Annotated in this window: 15 protein-coding genes; 6 read left to right on the forward strand and 9 right to left on the reverse strand. The window is 69.4% G+C overall.

What is annotated here, in order from left to right; translation table 11 throughout:
- From VMJ70_14990 to VMJ70_15015, 6 genes are all read left to right on the forward strand, one after another.
- A partial coding sequence (locus VMJ70_14990) for an amidohydrolase family protein (GenBank protein ID HTO92435.1) occupies window positions 1-1,612 on the forward strand: 1,612 nt, incomplete at its 5' end.
- A 402-nt stretch (window positions 1,613-2,014) separates the two neighbouring features.
- A complete protein-coding gene (locus VMJ70_14995) occupies window positions 2,015-3,073 on the forward strand; it encodes a hypothetical protein (protein HTO92436.1) in 1,059 nt (352 codons plus the stop codon).
- 218 nt (window positions 3,074-3,291) lie between these two features.
- Complete coding sequence (locus VMJ70_15000; protein HTO92437.1) at window positions 3,292-3,822, forward strand: sigma-70 family RNA polymerase sigma factor; 531 nt, start codon at window positions 3,292-3,294, stop codon at window positions 3,820-3,822.
- A gap of 2 nt (window positions 3,823-3,824) precedes the next feature.
- On the forward strand, window positions 3,825-4,802 hold the full coding sequence (locus VMJ70_15005) for a hypothetical protein (GenBank protein HTO92438.1): 978 nt from the start codon (window positions 3,825-3,827) through the stop codon (window positions 4,800-4,802).
- Window positions 4,803-4,811: 9 nt separating this feature from the next.
- Window positions 4,812-5,729, forward strand: a complete 918-nt coding sequence (locus tag VMJ70_15010; GenBank protein HTO92439.1) for an ABC transporter ATP-binding protein — start codon at window positions 4,812-4,814, stop codon at window positions 5,727-5,729.
- A 5-nt stretch (window positions 5,730-5,734) separates the two neighbouring features.
- Complete coding sequence (locus tag VMJ70_15015) at window positions 5,735-6,571, forward strand: ABC transporter permease (GenBank protein ID HTO92440.1); 837 nt, start codon at window positions 5,735-5,737, stop codon at window positions 6,569-6,571.
- Window positions 6,572-6,586: 15 nt separating this feature from the next.
- Here VMJ70_15015 and VMJ70_15020 read toward each other — a convergent pair whose 3' ends face one another.
- The 9 genes from VMJ70_15020 to VMJ70_15060 all read right to left on the reverse strand — a co-directional run bounded on the left by VMJ70_15020 (window position 6,587) and on the right by VMJ70_15060 (window position 16,861).
- Window positions 6,587-8,236 (reverse strand): hypothetical protein, encoded by a 1,650-nt coding sequence (locus VMJ70_15020; GenBank protein HTO92441.1) that lies wholly within the window; start codon window positions 8,234-8,236, stop codon window positions 6,587-6,589.
- Between the two features lie 61 nt (window positions 8,237-8,297).
- Complete coding sequence (bla, locus tag VMJ70_15025; protein HTO92442.1) at window positions 8,298-9,329, reverse strand: class A beta-lactamase; 1,032 nt, start codon at window positions 9,327-9,329, stop codon at window positions 8,298-8,300.
- Window positions 9,329-10,228 (reverse strand): regulatory iron-sulfur-containing complex subunit RicT, encoded by a 900-nt coding sequence (ricT, locus tag VMJ70_15030; protein HTO92443.1) that lies wholly within the window; start codon window positions 10,226-10,228, stop codon window positions 9,329-9,331. Before ricT ends, bla begins: the two co-directional genes overlap by 1 nt.
- A 165-nt stretch (window positions 10,229-10,393) precedes the next feature.
- Window positions 10,394-11,239 carry a DUF1189 family protein gene (locus VMJ70_15035; protein HTO92444.1) on the reverse strand — a complete coding sequence of 282 codons (846 nt, stop codon included), beginning with the start codon at window positions 11,237-11,239 and terminating at the stop codon, window positions 10,394-10,396.
- An 18-nt stretch (window positions 11,240-11,257) separates the two neighbouring features.
- Window positions 11,258-12,463, reverse strand: coding sequence for a hypothetical protein (locus VMJ70_15040; GenBank protein ID HTO92445.1), 1,206 nt, complete (start codon window positions 12,461-12,463; stop codon window positions 11,258-11,260).
- An 18-nt stretch (window positions 12,464-12,481) separates the two neighbouring features.
- Window positions 12,482-13,684 (reverse strand): peptidoglycan DD-metalloendopeptidase family protein, encoded by a 1,203-nt coding sequence (locus tag VMJ70_15045; GenBank protein HTO92446.1) that lies wholly within the window; start codon window positions 13,682-13,684, stop codon window positions 12,482-12,484.
- Complete coding sequence (locus VMJ70_15050) at window positions 13,681-14,538, reverse strand: permease-like cell division protein FtsX (GenBank protein HTO92447.1); 858 nt, start codon at window positions 14,536-14,538, stop codon at window positions 13,681-13,683. The genes VMJ70_15045 and VMJ70_15050 overlap by 4 nt, the downstream gene beginning before the upstream one ends.
- Window positions 14,539-14,540: 2 nt before the next feature.
- Window positions 14,541-15,440 carry an ATP-binding cassette domain-containing protein gene (locus tag VMJ70_15055; protein HTO92448.1) on the reverse strand — a complete coding sequence of 300 codons (900 nt, stop codon included), beginning with the start codon at window positions 15,438-15,440 and terminating at the stop codon, window positions 14,541-14,543.
- Between the two features lie 98 nt (window positions 15,441-15,538).
- Complete coding sequence (locus VMJ70_15060) at window positions 15,539-16,861, reverse strand: peptidylprolyl isomerase (protein HTO92449.1); 1,323 nt, start codon at window positions 16,859-16,861, stop codon at window positions 15,539-15,541.
- Between the last annotated feature and the right edge of the window lie 180 nt (window positions 16,862-17,041).

Genomic DNA, 17,041 nt, shown 5'->3' on the forward strand with positions numbered 1-17,041 from the left:
GCGCGTCGGGCCCGCCGGCGCGGTGTTCAGCTACGACTCGCTGGCGAAGAATCGCGACGCCGGCTGGCCGGAACATTTCGAGGGGCGCGACCTGCGCCTCACGCCGATCAAGCCCGGCGTGGTCTACGGCACCTATCGCTACCGGGTGCGCTTCGGAGCGGACGAACAGACCGGGCTGTCGGAGCGGATCTTCGTCTCGACGCCTTCGGGCTGGAAGATCGCGGTCTCGACCGCGTTCCCTTCGATCGACGGAATCCCGCCACCTCCGCTCGCGGTCGTCGGAGCGACGCTCGTGGACGGCAACGGCGGTGCACCCGTTCCGAACGCCACCATTCTCATCCGCGACGGCAAGATCGACGCCGCCGGACCGAGTAGCAGCGTCAGGGTTCCCGCCGGCGTGGACACCCTCGACGCGCGCGGCTGCTGGGTGCTGCCCGGGCTGATCGACGCGCACGTTCATTACTCGCAGACCGGCTGGGCCGACGGGCGCCCCGACGCGATGGACCTGCGCGCGCGCTTCCCCTACCCGGACGTCGAGCGGCGCCTGCGCGACCATCCCGAGCGCTTCCATCGCGCCTGGCTCGCGTGCGGCGTCACCGGCGTGTTCGACGTCGGCGGCTACGCCTGGACGCTCGACATGGCGCGCGCCGTCGAGAAGAACACCGAGGCGCCGCACATCTCGGCCGCTGGCCCGCTGCTCTCGACCGTGGATCACTGGCTCAATCTGCCGGGCGAGAAACAGCTGGTGTTCCTGCACGACAGCCTGAGCGCGGTGGAAGGCGTGCGCTACCTGAAAAGTCTGGGCGCCGCCGCGGTCAAGATCTGGTTCATCGTGCGGCCGGGAAGCGATTTCGAGGCCATGGATCACGCGGTCAGGATCGCCGGCCAGGAAGCGCACGCGCAGGGGCTGCGCCTGATCGTCCATGCCACCGGGCTCAAGGAGGCCAAGGCCGCGCTGAAGGACGGCGCCGACTATCTCGTCCATAGCGTGCAGGACTTGCCGGTGGACGAAGAGTTCCTCTCGATGGCGAAGCGCAATCACACGCTCTATTGCCCGACACTCACCGTGCTCGATGGCTACGTGAACATGCGGGCGGCGGCCGCGAGCGGCGGGGTTCCCGACGTCGACGACCCCAATGGCGCGGTGGATTCGCTGACGCTCGCCCACGTGCGCGCGACCGCCGCCGAGGCGAAGCGCGCCGGCGTCGCGGTCACGCTGATGACCAAGGGTCGCCTCGATTCGCTGCACGCGCAGATGGCCGCCAACCTGCGCGCGGTGCGCGACGCCGGCATCCCGATCGTGATGGGCACCGACGCCGGCAATCCGCTGACGCTCCACGGCCCCGCGATCTACGCCGAGCTGGAGACCATGCAGAAGGACGGGCTTTCGCCGATGGAGGTGATCGTCGCCGCCACCCGGAACGGCGCGCGCGCCATGGGCCGCGAGGCCGATCTCGGCACGATTGCGGCCGGCAAGCTCGCCGACCTCGCGATCGTGGGAGCGGATCCCACCCGGGACGTCGCCAATCTGCGCAAGCTGCGCTGGGTGGTGCGCGACGGAGTGGTGCGCTCGAGCGAGGAATTGCGCCGGGCGGTGGCGCTCACTCACTAGCGCGCGGGGCGGCCGAGCTCATGCGCCGGCGCGCGTCACGTTTCGCCCACGGCGCGGCCGGTGAAGCCGCGCGGTTCGCGCCGAAAAAGCGGCGCCGGGCCGTGTCGGAGGTGCAGTCTTCCACGGGCCCGGCAACCGAGTACCGTCGAGGTCTTGCGTTGCGACGCACGCGCTGCCGCGCGCCGCTGCTACCTCCCCGACAGCACATCACGTCGGTGTCTTGGGGCCTGGCCCGGTACCCTGCCCACGTCCGATGTTAGCGCATGCTGGCCGGTGGGTCATGCCAAACCGCCGCCGGATCTCCCGCTCTCAAGCTCGGCAGCCGCCCGGCCGAAACCTCCCGGGCCCGAGGTCCGCGCCCTCCCGCCCGGCGCGCCGCGACCCGGTCGGGAGGAATTGGCCGTGTCACTGTTCTCGAAGAACCAATGGCAACCGTGGGCTCGATCGTGGGGCGTGAGCCACTACCCACAGCGTGGAGCGTTTGGTCGCAACGAGCAGATCGCGGGCCTCCGCAATGGTTACCTGCTTCAGGTGAGCTGGGGCGGCGACAAGAACGCGACGCTGATCGTGCGACTCCGCTTCCCGATGGGCGCCAGCCTCGAAGGCATTCGCGCGGCACTCGCCGCCGACCCGTCGCTGGACGCGCTCCCCGGCAAGGGCAAGGCGCGCGCGAAGACGGTGATCGAGATCGGCCCCGAGAAGATGGTCCGGCTCGGGTTCATGCCCGAGTTCATCCTGCGCGACGGAAGCCTGCTGTGGAGCCGCCGCTTCGCCTGGTCCACGCCGAAGGCCGAGCAGCTCAAGGGATGGGTGGACACATTGATGATGGCGCTGGCCAGGGCGGCGCCGGCGTTCGACGGCAAGTGCGAGCAGTGCCACACCACCGCCGTCCGCCAGTTCGTGTTCGTGGACGGCGTACCGAAGCTGCTGTGCGGGACCTGCCAGGAGCGCCTGCGCGTCGAAGGGCAGATGGCCGAGCGCAACTACGACATGCTCGAGGCGCGGTATCTCAACGGCGCGCTGCTCGGGCTCGGCATGGCGTTGCTCGGCGCCGCCGGCTGGGCGGCGCTGGCCGCCGGAACCGGCTGGATCCTGGTGGCGGCTGGGCTCGGAATCGGCTGGCTGGTGGCGGTGGCCTATCGCCGCGGCGCGGGCCGAGTGGATCGCACCGGGCAGCTGATCGGCGCGGTGCTGACGCTCGGCTCGGTGGTGTTCGGCCAGGTGCTGTTCTACGCCTGGAGCGTCATGCGCGTGCGGCCCGACGTGGGCTTCAGGATCGGCGCCGGCTGGCTGGTTTACATGCGGCTGTGGGCGACCAGTCCAGGCACCGACATCATCGCGGTGGTGTTCGGGCTGGTGGGCGCGCTGGCCGCGTTCGGCATGCTGCGGCGCAAGGTCCAGGGCGCGGTGATTCGGACGGCCGACGAGGATCCGCGGGTTACGGCGAGGCGCGCGGCGTAGAGCAAAGGTCGAGGCGAGGCTGGTGGGGGTTGAAGCGGGCTGCTCGCTGCGCCGCCGACTTCCTGTCGGCGGCTTGCTCTCGGGTCCGCGCCCGGCATCCTGCCTCCACAGCCGCGGGCCCGAGAGCAGCCCGCTTCAACCCCCACCAGCCTCTCCCCATCGCCGCGTGATACTCCTCGACTCCCCCCGTATCATTCCCGGCAATGGCGAACGAGACCATGGCGGTCAGCCGCTGGTGGACCTGGGTCGTTCCGGCCCGTGAAGAAGACTGGGATGCGCTGTATGCGGAGCAGCTGCCGCGCGTCTACAACTTCTTCCGCTACCGGGTCGGCCACGGGCCCGAGGCCGAAGACCTGACCTCGGTCACCTTCGAGAAGGCCTGGCGCGCGCGGCACCGGTACCGCCGCGACCTTTCGGCCTTCACCACCTGGCTCTTCACCATCGCGCGCAACGTGGCGGTGGACCACTTCCGCCAGCGCCGGGCGCACGCCCCGATCGAGGCGGCGGCCGATCTGCCGGGCGGCCTGACTCCCGAGGAGCTGGCGGAGCGGCGCTCCGACGTCGAGCGCCTCTCACGCATGCTCGAAGCCCTGCCCGACCGCGAGCGGGAGCTGCTGTCCTTGAAATACGGTGCCGGTCTCACCAATCGGGCGATCGCTCGACTGACCGGCCTCAGCGAATCCAACGTCGGCACCATCGTCCACCGCACCATCGCTGGACTGCGCGCCGACTGGCCCGAAGGAGTCTGACGATGGACGACCGTTTCCTCTCCCAAATGCGCCGCGATCCCCCGCCCGAGCTGCGTGAGGGCCTGCGCGCCAGACTTCGCGCGCAGGGGCCGGCGACGCGACTCTCGGCGCTGCGCCCGGCGCCGGTGCTGGCGGTGGCCTTCGCCGCCGCGCTGGTGGCGTCGCTGTTCGCGTTCCCCTCGATGCGCGCCTCGGCGCAGGCGATGCTCGACCTGTTCCGCGTGCGCAAGTTCGCGGCGGTGAGATTCGACGGATCGCGAATGGACAAGCTGCGCGAGCTGGACAAGGACCACGCCTTCATGGTGTTCGATCAGAAGCAGGAGATCCACGATCCGGGCCCGCCCAGGTACGTGCCCACGCCCGAAGCCGCGAGCGCGCTGGCCGGGATCGCCGTGGAGAGGCCGGGCTATCTGCCGAACGGCATGACGCTCGACAGCGTGTTCGTGACCGGCCCGGGCGACGCGAAGATGTCGGTAAGCGAGGAGAAGCTGCGCGCACTGCTCGACGCGCTCGATCTTCGCGACGTGTCGGTGCCGGCCGGGCTCAACGGGAAGATGGTCGAGATGCGCCACGATCCGATCGTGATCCAGCGCTACAAGAGCTCGCGCTCCGACGCCGCGTTGATTCAAGCGAAGAGTCCCGAGCTGTCGGTGCCGGCGGGGATGGACATCCCGCGCCTGGCCGAGATCGGACTGCGCGTGCTGGGCTTGGACGCCGGCGAAGCGCGCCGCATCGCCCAGGACACCGACTGGCGCTCGACGGTGCTGGTGCCGGTGCCGATCAACGCCAGCACCTTCCGCCAGGTGACGGTGCACGGCCAGGGCGGCCTGTTGATCACCACCACCGCCGAGACCAGCAGCGACGGCCAGCACCATCGCCCGCGCGCCGTGGTGCTGTGGACCGAGAACGAGCGGGTCTACGCGATCACCGGGAATCTCGACGGCGAGGACGCGCTGCAGATGGCGGAGTCGGTGCGGTAGCCTCTGGGCATGCCCGAGGCGGTGGTCGAGACGCGCGGACTGCGCAAGCAGTTCGGCGAGAAGGTGGCGGTCGAGGAACTCACCCTGCGGGTCCACGCCGGTGAGGTCTTCGGCTTTCTGGGCCCGAACGGCGCCGGCAAGACCACCTCGCTGAAGATGCTGCTCGGCCTGGTGGAACCGACTGCCGGCGAGGGCAAGGTGCTGGGTGCCCCGATCGGCGATCGGCGCGCGCGCGCCAGGCTCGGCTTCCTGCCCGAGCACTTCCGGTTTCAGGAGTGGTTGACGGGCCGCGAGCTGCTGCACTTCCACGGCCAGCTGTTCGGCATGCGCGGCCCCTCGCTCGACGCTCGCGCCGACGAGCTGCTCGCGCGCGTGGACCTGCTGGACGCCGCGCACCGGCCGATCCGCACCTATTCCAAGGGCATGATGCAGCGCGTGGGGCTGGCGCAGGCGCTGATCCATTCGCCCGCTCTGGTGTTCCTCGACGAGCCGACCTCGGGGCTCGATCCCCTGGGGCGGCTGCTGGTGCGCGACATCATTCGCGAGCTGCGCGAGCAGGGCACCGCCGTGTTCCTGAATTCGCATCTGCTCGGCGAAGTCGAGGCGACCTGCGACCGGGTCGTGTTCGTCAAGGAAGGGCGCACGGTGCACGAGCTGTCGCTCGGGAGCGAAGGCGCGGGCGTGGATGTGGAGCTGCGCGCCGCCGGGCTGGACGCGCCGGCGATCGAGGCGCTGGCGAACATCGGCACGGTGACCGAGTCGCGGAACGGCACGGTACGGATGCGGGTGGCGAGCGACGATCGGCTGCCCGAGATCGTCCGGCTCCTGGTCGCCCGCGGCGTCGCGCTCTACGAGATCAAGGCGGCGCGCAAGTCGCTCGAGGCCTGGTTCCTCGAAGTGATGGGCGACGAGCAGCGGCCGGGCTGATCGCGATGCGCGCGATTCTGGTGATGGCGCGGCTCACGCTGCACGAGGCGGTGCGGCGCCGCATACTCACCGCGGCGCTGATCTGCGGCGGCGCGTTTCTGGCGCTGTTCGGGACCGGGCTCCACTTCATGGTGCGGAACCTCGGCCGACACAACCTGATGACGCTGGTCGAGCGGCAGGTGGCGCTCAACATGATGACGCTGGCCGGACTCTACGCCACCAATTTCCTGATGGTGATGGCGGCGGTGATGCTGCCGGTGGACACGCTCTCGGGCGAGATCCACTCGGGCGTGATCCAGACGCTGGCCGCGAAACCCATCCGCCGCTCCGAGATCGTGCTGGGCAAGTGGCTCGGCCATTGGCTGGTGCTGGCCGGCTATTTCGTATTGCTGGCGATCGGCGTGCTGACGATCGCGCGCCTCGAAGCGCACTTCACGCTGCCCAACGTGCAGCACGGCCTGCCGCTGATGCTGCTCGAGGGCACGGTGTTGCTCACGCTCTCGATCGCCGGCGGCACGCGCTTCACCACCATCACCAACGGCATGATCGCGTTCGGGCTCTATGGCCTGGCGTTCATCGGCAACTGGGTGGAGCAGATCGGGACCTACACCGACAACTCGGCGGCGCGGAACGTGGGCACGATCGCGAGCCTGATCATGCCGAGCGAGGCGCTGTGGCAGCGAGCGGCGTGGTTCATGCAGCCGGCGATCACGCGCGAACTGGGCAACACGCCGTTCTCGCCGGTCTCGGTGGCGAGCGGGGCGATGGTGTGGTGGGCGGCGGGTTACTGCGCGGTGGTGCTGTGCGTCGGGCTCGCGTGGATGCGGCGGCGGGCGCTGTAGCGAGGCGCGGCGCCGCTATCCATTCGCGCTGCGCGAGAGCTCCAGCCAATTGGTGCCATCGCAGATCAGCGTAATGGTGCGATTGGGGCCACCCTTGAAGTCGCCGTTGAGCCGGAGATTCACGCCGTCGGTCAGGGTGGCACTCCCGGTGAACACCAGCGTTACGCGGTGCTTGGGCCGCACGGTCACGATCGACGTCACCGGTTCCGATCCGTTGACCAGAAACACGTCGTCGCTGCCGTTGGGGAGCGACAGCACCGCGCGGTTGGCTCCGCCGCGCTGCGCGGGCGGAATTGCGGCGCCCGCGCCCGCCACCACCAGGCCGCGGCGCTCGCCGGTGACCGAGCTTTGCTCCATCGAATTGTCGATCACCAGCTCGTCGGTCTCTTTGTACAGGCGGACCACGTCGGTCCCGGTGAGCGCGCTCACGAGCAGCTGAGCATTGGTGATCCGGCCCATCGCCATGCCGCTCGGGCCGGTCTTGAGCAGCCGCGACGGCGCGGCGTGGCCCTGGTGATAGAGACCGTCGACCAGAAAGTTGTTCATGCCGCTGATCTGGAACGAGTGGTCGACGATCGTATCGCCCGGTCGGATCTCGCGCTCGCGATAGCAGTCGCGCAGCACGAGGTCGTTCGAGACCAGGTCGGTCGAGAGCACCGGCGTCGTGCCCGGGCCCTGAAACGAGCATTGCAGGAAGCGGCTGATGCTGGTGCGAGCCAGGTGCACGTGCCCGCGCCGCAGCGGTTCGCCCGGGTAGTCCGCGCCGCCCTCGCGCCAGAAAGCCAGTTGGGTGGCGCCGTCGGGCGTTTCGATCGCTGGCTGGCTCAGCTTGAGATCCGACGCCGAGGCGGAGGCGACGGTCGTCCCGATGGCGATCCCCATGCCGAAGACTTCGTCGCCGGGCGCGACGCCCGTGAACGGCGAACTGCCCGATGCCGAGACCGCGTCCTTTCCGGCGGTCACCTTGCAGCCGTTGACATCGTAGTAGCGCCCGAAGCCCGGGCCATTGAATTCGCACCGCGAGAAGAAATTGTTGTTGGATCCCGCGCCGCCGAGGCGAAGGCTTCCGCCGCTCGCCGCTTCGAACGCCGTGCACTCGATCATGACCAGCTTGGAGACGTAGTTCTGCTCGTAGCCGTCGCACACGAACTCGAACGACCAGTTGGGCGAGCGCCACACCACCACGTTGTTGATGGTGAGGCCGGCCATCCTTCCGGCCGCGCCCTTCTTGTACCAGCGGATACCGCGGCCGGCGCCGGGAGCGATCTGGCTGTCGGGCCGGGTGATGAACAGGTTCTCGAGCAGGCAACTGCCGGCGATGTTGAGGAAGATCGCGTCCACGTCCTTGTCGCCGTCGTGTACCAGGAACGACAGGGCGCAGCCGTAGCCGTTGGCGACGCCGATCAGCGCGGTGGGCTTGGTGATGACGAGCCCGTTGAAGGCGGGTACGGTCTTGGACGAATACCAGCCGGCCGGCACGTGGATGGTGCCGCCCATGTCGGGCAGCGCGTCGTGCGCGTGCTGGAACGACGGATAGTCGAGCACGCTCACCTGCCCGCCGAGTCTCGCGGTGACCGCCGCCGGCTCGAGCATCGCGGCGTGCGCCCGGCCGATCGGCGGCATCGCGGCCAGCGCGAACGCGCGCATGAACTCGGCGCGTTTCATTGCGGGACCGCTTTCATGGCGCCGGGATTCTACTCCTGGTTCGCACGGCCTCGAGGCCGCGCTACTCCGGCGCGTTCCAGGAATCGAACACGGCCTTCGCCACCTCGGCGATGGTCTTCTCGGCGCGCGGGACGGGTCCGCGCACGTCGCGGATCAGCACCGCGATCGCGACGCGCCCGCCGCCGCCCGGCAGCGTGATCACGCCCACGTCGTTGACCGCTGCGGTGTGGTCCCCGAGCGACCAGCCGGTGCCGGTCTTGTGGGCGAGCTTGACCGGCTTCGGCAACCCGGCGCGCAGCCGACCCGCTCCGGTGGTGGTGCGCTCGAGCATCGCCCTCATCGTGTCGGTGGAGGCCGGCGAGAGTGCCGCGCCATGCCACAGCATCGCGAGCAGCGCGGTGAAGCCGCGCGGTGTCGCAGTATCGCGCGGATCGGCCATGAACTTGCGATCGGCCTCGGCGCGCCTTGAAATGGGCACCGCGTCGCGCGCCGCCTTGAGGCTGGCCGCGGTCTGCGTGGAATCGAACGGCAGCGAGAGCCCCACCCAGTCGTTACCGCTCTCCCGCTCGTCGCGATCCACGCGCAGCTCGCTGACACTCCACAGGCGCAACTCCTGGGTGACGACCGCCGGTCCGCCGACGCGGCGCAGCAGTACGTCGCAGGCGGTGTTGTCGCTGGTGGTCAGCATCCGGTCGAGCAGATCGTGGAGGGTGACGTCGACGCCGCCGACTGGATGGGCGTCGGTGAGCGCGCTCGCCGCCGGGTTCATGTCCCAGGCGTTCAGGTGCACGATTTCGTCGAGCTTGATGGCGCCCTGGTCCACGCCCGAGAGCACGGTCATCGCGATCGGCAGCTTGAAGGTGCTGGCCATCGGGAAGCGCTCGTCGGCGCGAATCGCTGCGAAGCGCCCGCTGTCGAGATGCAGCACCGAGATGCCGCACACCCCCGGGCAGTCGCCGGCGATCGCGGCGAGCCGGCGCTCGAGCCCGGCATCGCGCGAGAGCGCGTGTGCCGGCGAAGCGAGCGCCACCGCGAACGCCACGCACGCGATGAACAGGGCGGCGGCGCGCGGGACTGCTCGCATGCCCGGCATCAGGCCTCGGGTGGCGGCGCTTCGTCGCGCGGCGACTCGCCGTTCGAATCGCCGCCGCGCTTCTTCTTCCCGCAATTGCAATCGCCGCACTTGTGATAGGGCCCCGGCGGCAGATCGGCGTAGGCGATGCGATGCTCCCCGCCTTCGTCGTCGCGCACCCACACCGCTTCCTGGTAAACCTCGGTGCGCGTCACCGTCATCTGGCCCTGGCCGGTTTTCAAGACGGCGCCGGCGGGCGGCAGGCGATCGGCGCTGTCGCGGTACTGGACCAGCTCGTAGGCCAGGCAGCACATCAGGCGGCCGCACGCGCCCGAGATCTTGCTCGGGTTCAAGGAGAGCTGCTGCTCACGCGCCATCTTGAGCGTCACCGGATGGAAATCCTTGAGCCAGGTCGAGCAGCAGAACGCGCGCCCGCACGGACCACAGCCGTCGAGGCGCTTGGCTTGATCGCGCACGCCGATCTGGCGCAGCTCGATCCGGCACTGGAACTTCGCGGCCAGGTCCTTCACCAGCTCGCGGAAGTCCACGCGATGCTCGGCGGTGAAGTAGAACGTCAGGCGATGGCCGCCGAAGGCCGCTTCGGCCTCGGCCAGCTCCATCTTCAGCTCGCGCGCCTCGATCCGCTGCTGGCAGTACGAGAACGCCGCGACCTCCTTTTCCTTGAGGTGATCCTCGCGGTCGAGATCTTCCTCTTCGGCCTTGCGGATGATCTCGCGCGTCACGTTGCCGGGTTTCTTGAGCGCGATCAGCGTCGCGTCTTTCAGGAACACGGTGCCGATCATCTCGCCGTGTTCGCCCTGCACGATCACGCGATCCCGCAGCCGCAGCCAGATGTTGCGTGAGTTGAGGAAGAACTCCCTGCGCGAGCCGCGCAATGCGACCTGAACGATGTCCGCCATCGCGAACCTCTATGGCGCGGAAGCCCGCGCGTGCCGCACGCCGGACGAGACCGGCGGATCGTGTCGCGTGTCATGTCCCGCCGCTTCGGGCGGCGGGCTATCGGGAAGAGCGGCGCGGAGGTCCGGCCGGCTCGGGTACGCGACAACAATAGCCCAGCCCGGCCCTCAATGCACCGGCGTTGGTGCGGGCGGCGGCGCGGGGGGAGGCGCGCTTGCCGGCGGGGCGAGGCCCGCCGCGGCCCCGGGCTCGGTCGCGGCCTGGACCGCGAACCACAGATAGGCGAGGGCGATGGCGAAGCCGAGCACCCACGAGAACACGAAGTTCGAGCGCGTCCACGCCAGCAGGAAGTCGTAGAACAGCGCTGGCGTGATCGCCACCGCCGCGACCCGGAACGCGCTCTGGAACTGGAACGATGGGTCGCGGTTACGGGCCAGCGCCAGCCCGAGCGCGGAGAAAATCAGCACCTTGATGAGCGCCGAGAGCCAGAAGCACAGCAATCCCGCGAGGCCGACCAGCGTCGCGAACCAGGCCCCGATTTGCGCCAGCCACTTGAAGCCCTTGGCCTGCTCGTAGCGAAAATCCAGATTGGGCGGGAAGTCGTAGCTGCGCGACTCCCAGCCCGACGAGCGCTCGATCATCAACTGGTGCGCGGTCAGCAGCACGTGCGCGCCGGCCTGGCGCGGCGAGGTGTACTGGCCGGCGGTGTCGATCACCGCGAGTAACGCGTTGTCTTTGGGATCGCGGATCATCACCGGCAGCGGCGCGTCGATCAGAACGTGGCCGTGTTTGATGTTGAACGGTGGAATCTGCCGGAGCACTCCCGGCGCGCGCACCGTGCAGAACTGCGCGGTCCGGATCTGGATCCTCACCGCTCGCGGAATCCAAAACAGGAGCATCGCCAGCAGCAGGTAGCCGACCGCGGCGCCCGGCCAGTTCCGCGCGACGTCCTGATAGAGCGCCTTCGAGAAGAACGAGAGCGGGATTGCCTGCAGAACGTTGAAGCGTCGCATCGCGGCCTCCGACTTCGGCTAGTAATTCCACCGCCCGGTGGGATGGCGTGGCCAGTCGCCTTCGCCGAGCCGCGCGCCCGCGACTCGTGCCATTCCCGAGAACATCGCGACGTCGGCGGCGACGTTGCCGTCGATCGCCCGCAGCATCTCTTCCAGCACCATGAGCCGCCGGCGGATCTCGGTGGCGTCGAGCCCGGCCGCCTGGCGCCGGATCTCGGCGGCGCGATCGAAGTGGACCAGCGACTCCTCGACACCGCCGTAGCGGGCGCGCAGCAGATCGCGCAGCCACAGCTCGTGGAACTCGACCATGCGCTTGAGCGAATCGCGGCCGGTGCGGCCGAAGTTCATGTAGCGCTGAACCGTCTGCCACAACGCGCCGGGGTCGCCGCGGAGCGCGGGCTCAAGCAGCGCCAGCGCCTTGTTGCGCAGCTCGATGGGATCGCCGGCGTCGCGCAGCTCGATCGCGCGCGCAAGCGAGCCGCCGGCCAGCGCCGCCAGCAGGCGCGATTCGCGCTCCGGCACTCTCAACTCCCGCTCGAGCTGCTCGCGCACCAGCGACTCGGCGAGCGGCGCGAAGCGCACCTTCTGGCAGCGCGAGCGGATCGTGGCCGGGAGCCGAGTGGGGCGCGAGGTGGTGAGGATCCAGACGGTGGCGGCGCCCGGCTCCTCGATCGACTTGAGCAGCGCCGAATACTGGTCCTCGCGCATGCGATCGGCGTCGCGCACCACCACTACGCGGCGCGACGACTCGAACGGCTTGAACGCAAGCTCGCGCAGCAGCTCGCGCGTGATCGACAGCCGGATCGACGCCGCCTTCTCGTAGCGGAAGACATAGAAGGGATTCGCGCGGAGCGCGGCGAGCGTCTCGGCCATCGTGTTGTCGAGCTCCTTCTCTTCGCCCGAGACCGGAAAGAGGAACTTGAGATCGGGATGCGCGAGCGTGCGGGTCTTCACGCAGGCGGCGCAGACGCCGCACGCGTCGTTGGCGGGCGCGTCGCTCTGCTCGGCGGGCGCCGGCGCGTCGAACAGGCCGGGCGCGGCGTTCGACGAGGCCGGCACGCCGTGCTCGCACAGGATGGCGCTCGCGAAGGCCAGCGCGCCGGTCATCTTGCCGACGCCGGCCGGGCCGTGGAACAGGTAGGCGTTGGCGAAGCGCTGGCCGCGGATGATCGCGCGCAGGTACGCGGAGGCCTCGGGCTGGCCGAGCAGTTCGGAAAGCTTCACGCCGAGCACGGCGCGAGACTACTTCAACCACCCCTCGGGATCGAGCGAGGCGCCGCCCTTCCGCACCTCGAAGTGGAGCTCGGCGCCCTTGAGTGACCCGGTGTCGCCGCTCTTCCCGATCACCGCGCCCGGCAGCACCTCCTGGCCCACCGAGACGTCGATCTCGGAGAGGTGGGCGTAGAGGGTGTAGTAACCGTCACCGTGATTCAGGATCACCATCATGCCGTAGGCTTCGAAATCGTCGCTGGTGTAGTCGACGCGCGCGCGCGCCACCGCGCGCACCGGGGTGCCAATCGGGCTCGCGATGTCGATGCCGTTGTTGGGCACCACCGTGCCCCACTTGGGGTGCTTCTCGGGGCCGAAGTGCCCGATGAGGTCGCCGCGGAGCGGCCAGTCGAGCTTACCCTCGCCGCGCGCGAAGTCGCCGGTGTAGGGCTCGGGCACGCGCCCCTGGGCCCTGGCGCGCGCGGCTTCGTCGCGCCGCTTCGATTCGAGCTGGTTCAGGAGTCGCTGGATGCTGTGCGCGGTGCGCTCGAGATCGGCGGCGGCGGCCTCGTAGGCCTCGCGCTGCGTCTGAATCGTGTGCACCGTGGTCTCGTGCTCGGTGCGCAGCTTGTCGAGCCGCTGATTCTCGACGCTGGTCTTCTTCTCGTTGCGCCCGATGTCGACCAGATTGGTTTCGAGACGCAGCTTGTCGGCCTCGACCATCTCCTTCTGGGTCTGCACTTCCTCGAGCAGGATGCGGTCCTGCTCGGCCACCATCACCAGATAGTCCCAGCGCGCCAGCAGCTGCCCGAAGGAGCGCGTCGAGAGCAGGAACTCGAGATCGCGCGCGGCCCCCGACTTGTAGATGCTGCGCAGCCGTGCGCCGAGCCGTGTCCGCTGGGCCTGCAGCGTCAGCTCGCTGCGCTGGAGATTGGTGCGCGTGACGTCGAGCTGCTGGTCGAGCTGGCCGCGACGCGTCTGCAACGTGCGCAGGCGCCGGCGCGTCATGTTCAGCTCCTTCTCGGTGCGCCGGAGCTTGACGGTCTCCTGGCTCTCCTGACCCTTCAGCTTCTGAGCGGCCTCGCGGCTCTCGCGCGCCTGGCGCTGGACCATCTCGAGCTCGCGGCGCTTGGCCATCTCGAGGCTGTCCTGGGCCGAAAGCGGTGCGGCGATCAACGCGCTCAGGGCGGCAAGGGCGGCGAACGCGGCGCCGGTCGAATGGCGCCGCGGGCTCACGGGCCGACCGAGCGGAGCACGCGCGCCAGTGCGAGCTGGGCGGCGAACCAGCCGAGCGCGAGCGCGGCGCCGAAGTAGGCGAGCGTCCACGACAGCGGCAGGAAGCCGATGCCGAGGATGCGTCGCGCCAGCGCCTGCTGCGCGGCGTAGAGGAGGCCGAGCGCGATCAGCGCCGCGACGCCGGCCACCAGGGTGGCCTCGATCACGAACGGCGTGGCGATGAAACGATCCGAGGCGCCGAGCCGGCTCATGATCTCGACCTGCTGGCGGCGCGCGAGCACCGTCAGGCGCAGCGTGTTGTACATGACGAACAGGATCGCCAGCGCCGCGACGGTGCCCACCACCAGCGCCGCGAGCTTCAGCGAATCGGTGAGATTGTCGAGCCGCCTCACCCATTCGGCGCCGTAGCGAACGTCCTCGACCTCGGGCAGCTCGCCGACCTGCTTCGAGACCGCCTCCATGGCGGTGGCGTTCAACAGCTCGGGCTTGAGCTTGACGCGGATCGAGGCCGGCAGCGGATTCTCGCCCACCGCCTCGAGCAGCTCGGGGTCGCCGACCGATTGCGAGAACTCGTCCCAGGCCTGCTGCTTGCTCACGTAGGTCGCGTCGCCGTAGAGGTCGTGCAGCCTGCCGAGCAGCATGTCGCGCTCGGAAGGCGTCACGTTGTCGCGCAGGTAGACCACCATCTCGCGCCGGTCGCCCAGGACCTGGAGCCCGATCTCGGCGTTGTGGGTGAGCAGCAGGAACAGGCCGGAGAGCACCAGCGCGCCGGTCAGCGACAGCACCGCGGTGACGGCGAGGCCGCGATGCTGCCGGATCGAGCGCCAGGTTTCGCGGAAGAAAAAGAGGTACATGGTCAGGCTCCGGCGACCGGTGTCGAGGGGGGCGGGGAAGTCGGCGACTCGGGCTCGGGCGCCGCGAAGTGGGTGATCTCGAGCGGCGCTGGCCGAGCGGGCGGCGGCTCCGCGACCGACTCGGGCGGCGATGGCGGCGCCGGCGCTGCGGTGGGCGGCGGCGCGACGACTGCCGGCGGCGGCTCCGCCGCGGGCCGCGAAGGCGCGGCCATCAGCGGCGGCGGCGGGGCGTAGCCGGGCGGGAAGGTCGCGCCGTAGAGCTTGCCGTCCTCGATGGTGATGATGCGTCCCGGGAGCGCCTCGGCCAGCTCGCGCCGCGTGGTGGTGACCAGCAGCGCCGCGCCCTCGGCGTGAATGCGCCTCAAGAGCGCCACGATTTCGCTCGCGCTGCGCGGCTCGAGCGCGCCGGTCGGCTCGTCGGCCAGGATCACCGCCGGCCGATTGACGATCGCGCGCGCGATCGCGCAACGCTGCCGCTCGCCGAACGACAGCTCGAGCGGGAACGCGGTCTGCTTGGACTGGAGCCCGACTTCCTCGAGGGCGAACAGCACGCGCGGGATCACCTCGTCGTCGCGGAACTGGCCGGCGATCCGCACCGCCAGCGCCACGTTCTCGAACACCGTGCGGTCGCCGAGCAGGCGGAAGTCCTCGTAGACGATGCCCAGCGTGCGCCTGAGCAGCGCCCGCTGCCGGCGCCTCAGTCCACCGCCGCGGAACGTGCCCACCGTCACCGTGCCCGAGGTGGGTTGCAGCTCGTGGGTGATGAGCCGGAGGATGGAGGTCTTGCCGGCGCCGCTCGGGCCAAGGAACACCACGCACTCGCCCTCGTCCATGTGCCACGACACGGAATCGAGCGCCAGGCGCTCTCCGTAGCGCCGCGACACCTGCTCGAACGTGATCATCGAGTCCAAGTTAGCAGAGGGGCGGCCGGGCCCTCAATGAAATGGCGCTCCGCCCCGGCCCGGCCGGGACGGAGCGCCGATGCCACCCTCACCGGCCGTTACCGGTACTCGATCTGCGCCTTGTTGCGCAGGGTCACCACCCACGCTTCGTATTTCTCACGCGCCTGGATCTCGGCCACCGCCTTGGGCAGCTCGTCCTTGATCTCGTCGAGTTGATAGGGCCGCTCGGGATGCTTGTCGAGCAACTTGAAGATGTTGAAGCCGAGCTGATTGGTGAGCACGTCGCTGAGCTGTCCGACCTTGAGCGAATCGAGGCCGGCGCGGATGTCGGGCTGGAGCGCGGTGGCGACGATGAAGCCCAAATCGCCGTCGTCGGTCTGCGGGCCCTGGTACTTGCTGTACTTCTTGACCAGCGTGCCGAACGGCGTGCCCTTCACCGCCTGGGCGTGAACGTCTTCGGCCAGCTTCTTGGCGCGCTGGATGTCGTCGTCGCTCAGCGGCACGCGAATCAGGATGTGACGCGCATGGCACTCGAGCAGCGGCTTGCCGTCGGGTCCGAGGCTGTCGGTGTGCGCCATGGTCTTCACCGTATCGCGCTCGAGCGGCTCGACGATGTGGTAGCCATAGGGCGTCCGGATCGGCTCGCTCACCGTGTTGAGCTTGGTGTTGAACGCCGCGTTCTCGAGCGCCGGCTCCATCGTGCCGCGGGTGAAGAAGCCGAGATCGCCGCCCGAACGCGCCGAACCCGGATCGTCGGACACGTCGGCCGCCACCTTGGCGAACTTCTCGCCGGCGAGGATGCGCTTGCGCGCCGCGATCGCCGCGGCCTTCCCCTTGGCTTCGGAAATGGAATCCGGCATGGGCGGGATCTGGATCACGGCGAGCCGCATCTCGGCCGACTTCTTCGGGAACTTGTCGGGATGCGCCTTGAAATAGGCCTCGGCCTCGGCCTGCGGCACCGGCTTCTTCGGGAACATCTTGTCGAGCAGCCGTTTGCCGATGATCTGCTTCTCGAGGTCGCTGCGGTACTTCTCGCGCACCTTGGCGTCGGTGAGGTTCTCCTTCTGGAGCTGATCCTGATAGGCGCTCTCGCCGCCCAGCTCTTCCTTCTTCTGCTCGACCGCCAGGTCCACCTGTTTGCGCACCTCGGCGTCGCTGACCGTGATGCCCTGATGGCGCGCCTCGGCCACCACCAGCTTGTCGTCGATCAACTGTTCGAGGATCTGCTTGCGCAGCGTGTCGGCCAGCATCGAGTCGGGACGGATGTGGGCCTGGGCGACGAAGCTCATCAACTGTTCCTCGACATCGCTCTGGAGCACGACCTCGTCGTTGACGACCGCCGCGATGCCATCGAGCCGCTGCGCGGCGAGCGGGGCGGCCGCGAGCAGGACCAGCAGGGCCACCGGAAGGCCTCTGAGCATTCTCAAGCAATCCTCCATCTTTGCGATTTCGAGCGCCGGAGCCCGCCGGGCCGCGCGGAGCTGAGTCACGAGGAGCGGGCGGCGAAGAGCCCGGACCTTCGCGACGGGGTCGGGCGTGAAGGGCGGGCAGTATAGCCGTTCGGCCCTTCGCCACCCACCGCGGCGCCTCTGCAATCCGCG

This window comes from Candidatus Sulfotelmatobacter sp. (assembly GCA_035498555.1).
Lineage (GTDB): Bacteria > Eisenbacteria > RBG-16-71-46 > RBG-16-71-46 > RBG-16-71-46 > DATKAB01.

What these genes read in the sequence shown, in the direction of transcription:
- VMJ70_15000 (HTO92437.1), top strand. Translation starts at nt 3,292, where the DNA reads ATGGCGGTCAGCCGCTGGTGGACCTGGGTCGTTCCGGCCCGTGAAGAA.
- VMJ70_15005 (HTO92438.1), top strand. Translation starts at nt 3,825, where the DNA reads ATGGACGACCGTTTCCTCTCCCAAATGCGCCGCGATCCCCCGCCCGAG.
- VMJ70_15010 (HTO92439.1), top strand. Translation starts at nt 4,812, where the DNA reads ATGCCCGAGGCGGTGGTCGAGACGCGCGGACTGCGCAAGCAGTTCGGC.
- VMJ70_15015 (HTO92440.1), top strand. Translation starts at nt 5,735, where the DNA reads ATGCGCGCGATTCTGGTGATGGCGCGGCTCACGCTGCACGAGGCGGTG.
- VMJ70_15020 (HTO92441.1), bottom strand. Translation starts at nt 8,236, where the DNA reads ATGAAACGCGCCGAGTTCATGCGCGCGTTCGCGCTGGCCGCGATGCCG.
- bla (HTO92442.1), bottom strand. Translation starts at nt 9,329, where the DNA reads ATGCCGGGCATGCGAGCAGTCCCGCGCGCCGCCGCCCTGTTCATCGCG.
- ricT (HTO92443.1), bottom strand. Translation starts at nt 10,228, where the DNA reads ATGGCGGACATCGTTCAGGTCGCATTGCGCGGCTCGCGCAGGGAGTTC.
- VMJ70_15035 (HTO92444.1), bottom strand. Translation starts at nt 11,239, where the DNA reads ATGCGACGCTTCAACGTTCTGCAGGCAATCCCGCTCTCGTTCTTCTCG.
- VMJ70_15050 (HTO92447.1), bottom strand. Translation starts at nt 14,538, where the DNA reads ATGTACCTCTTTTTCTTCCGCGAAACCTGGCGCTCGATCCGGCAGCAT.
- VMJ70_15055 (HTO92448.1), bottom strand. Translation starts at nt 15,440, where the DNA reads ATGATCACGTTCGAGCAGGTGTCGCGGCGCTACGGAGAGCGCCTGGCG.
- VMJ70_15060 (HTO92449.1), bottom strand. Translation starts at nt 16,861, where the DNA reads ATGCTCAGAGGCCTTCCGGTGGCCCTGCTGGTCCTGCTCGCGGCCGCC.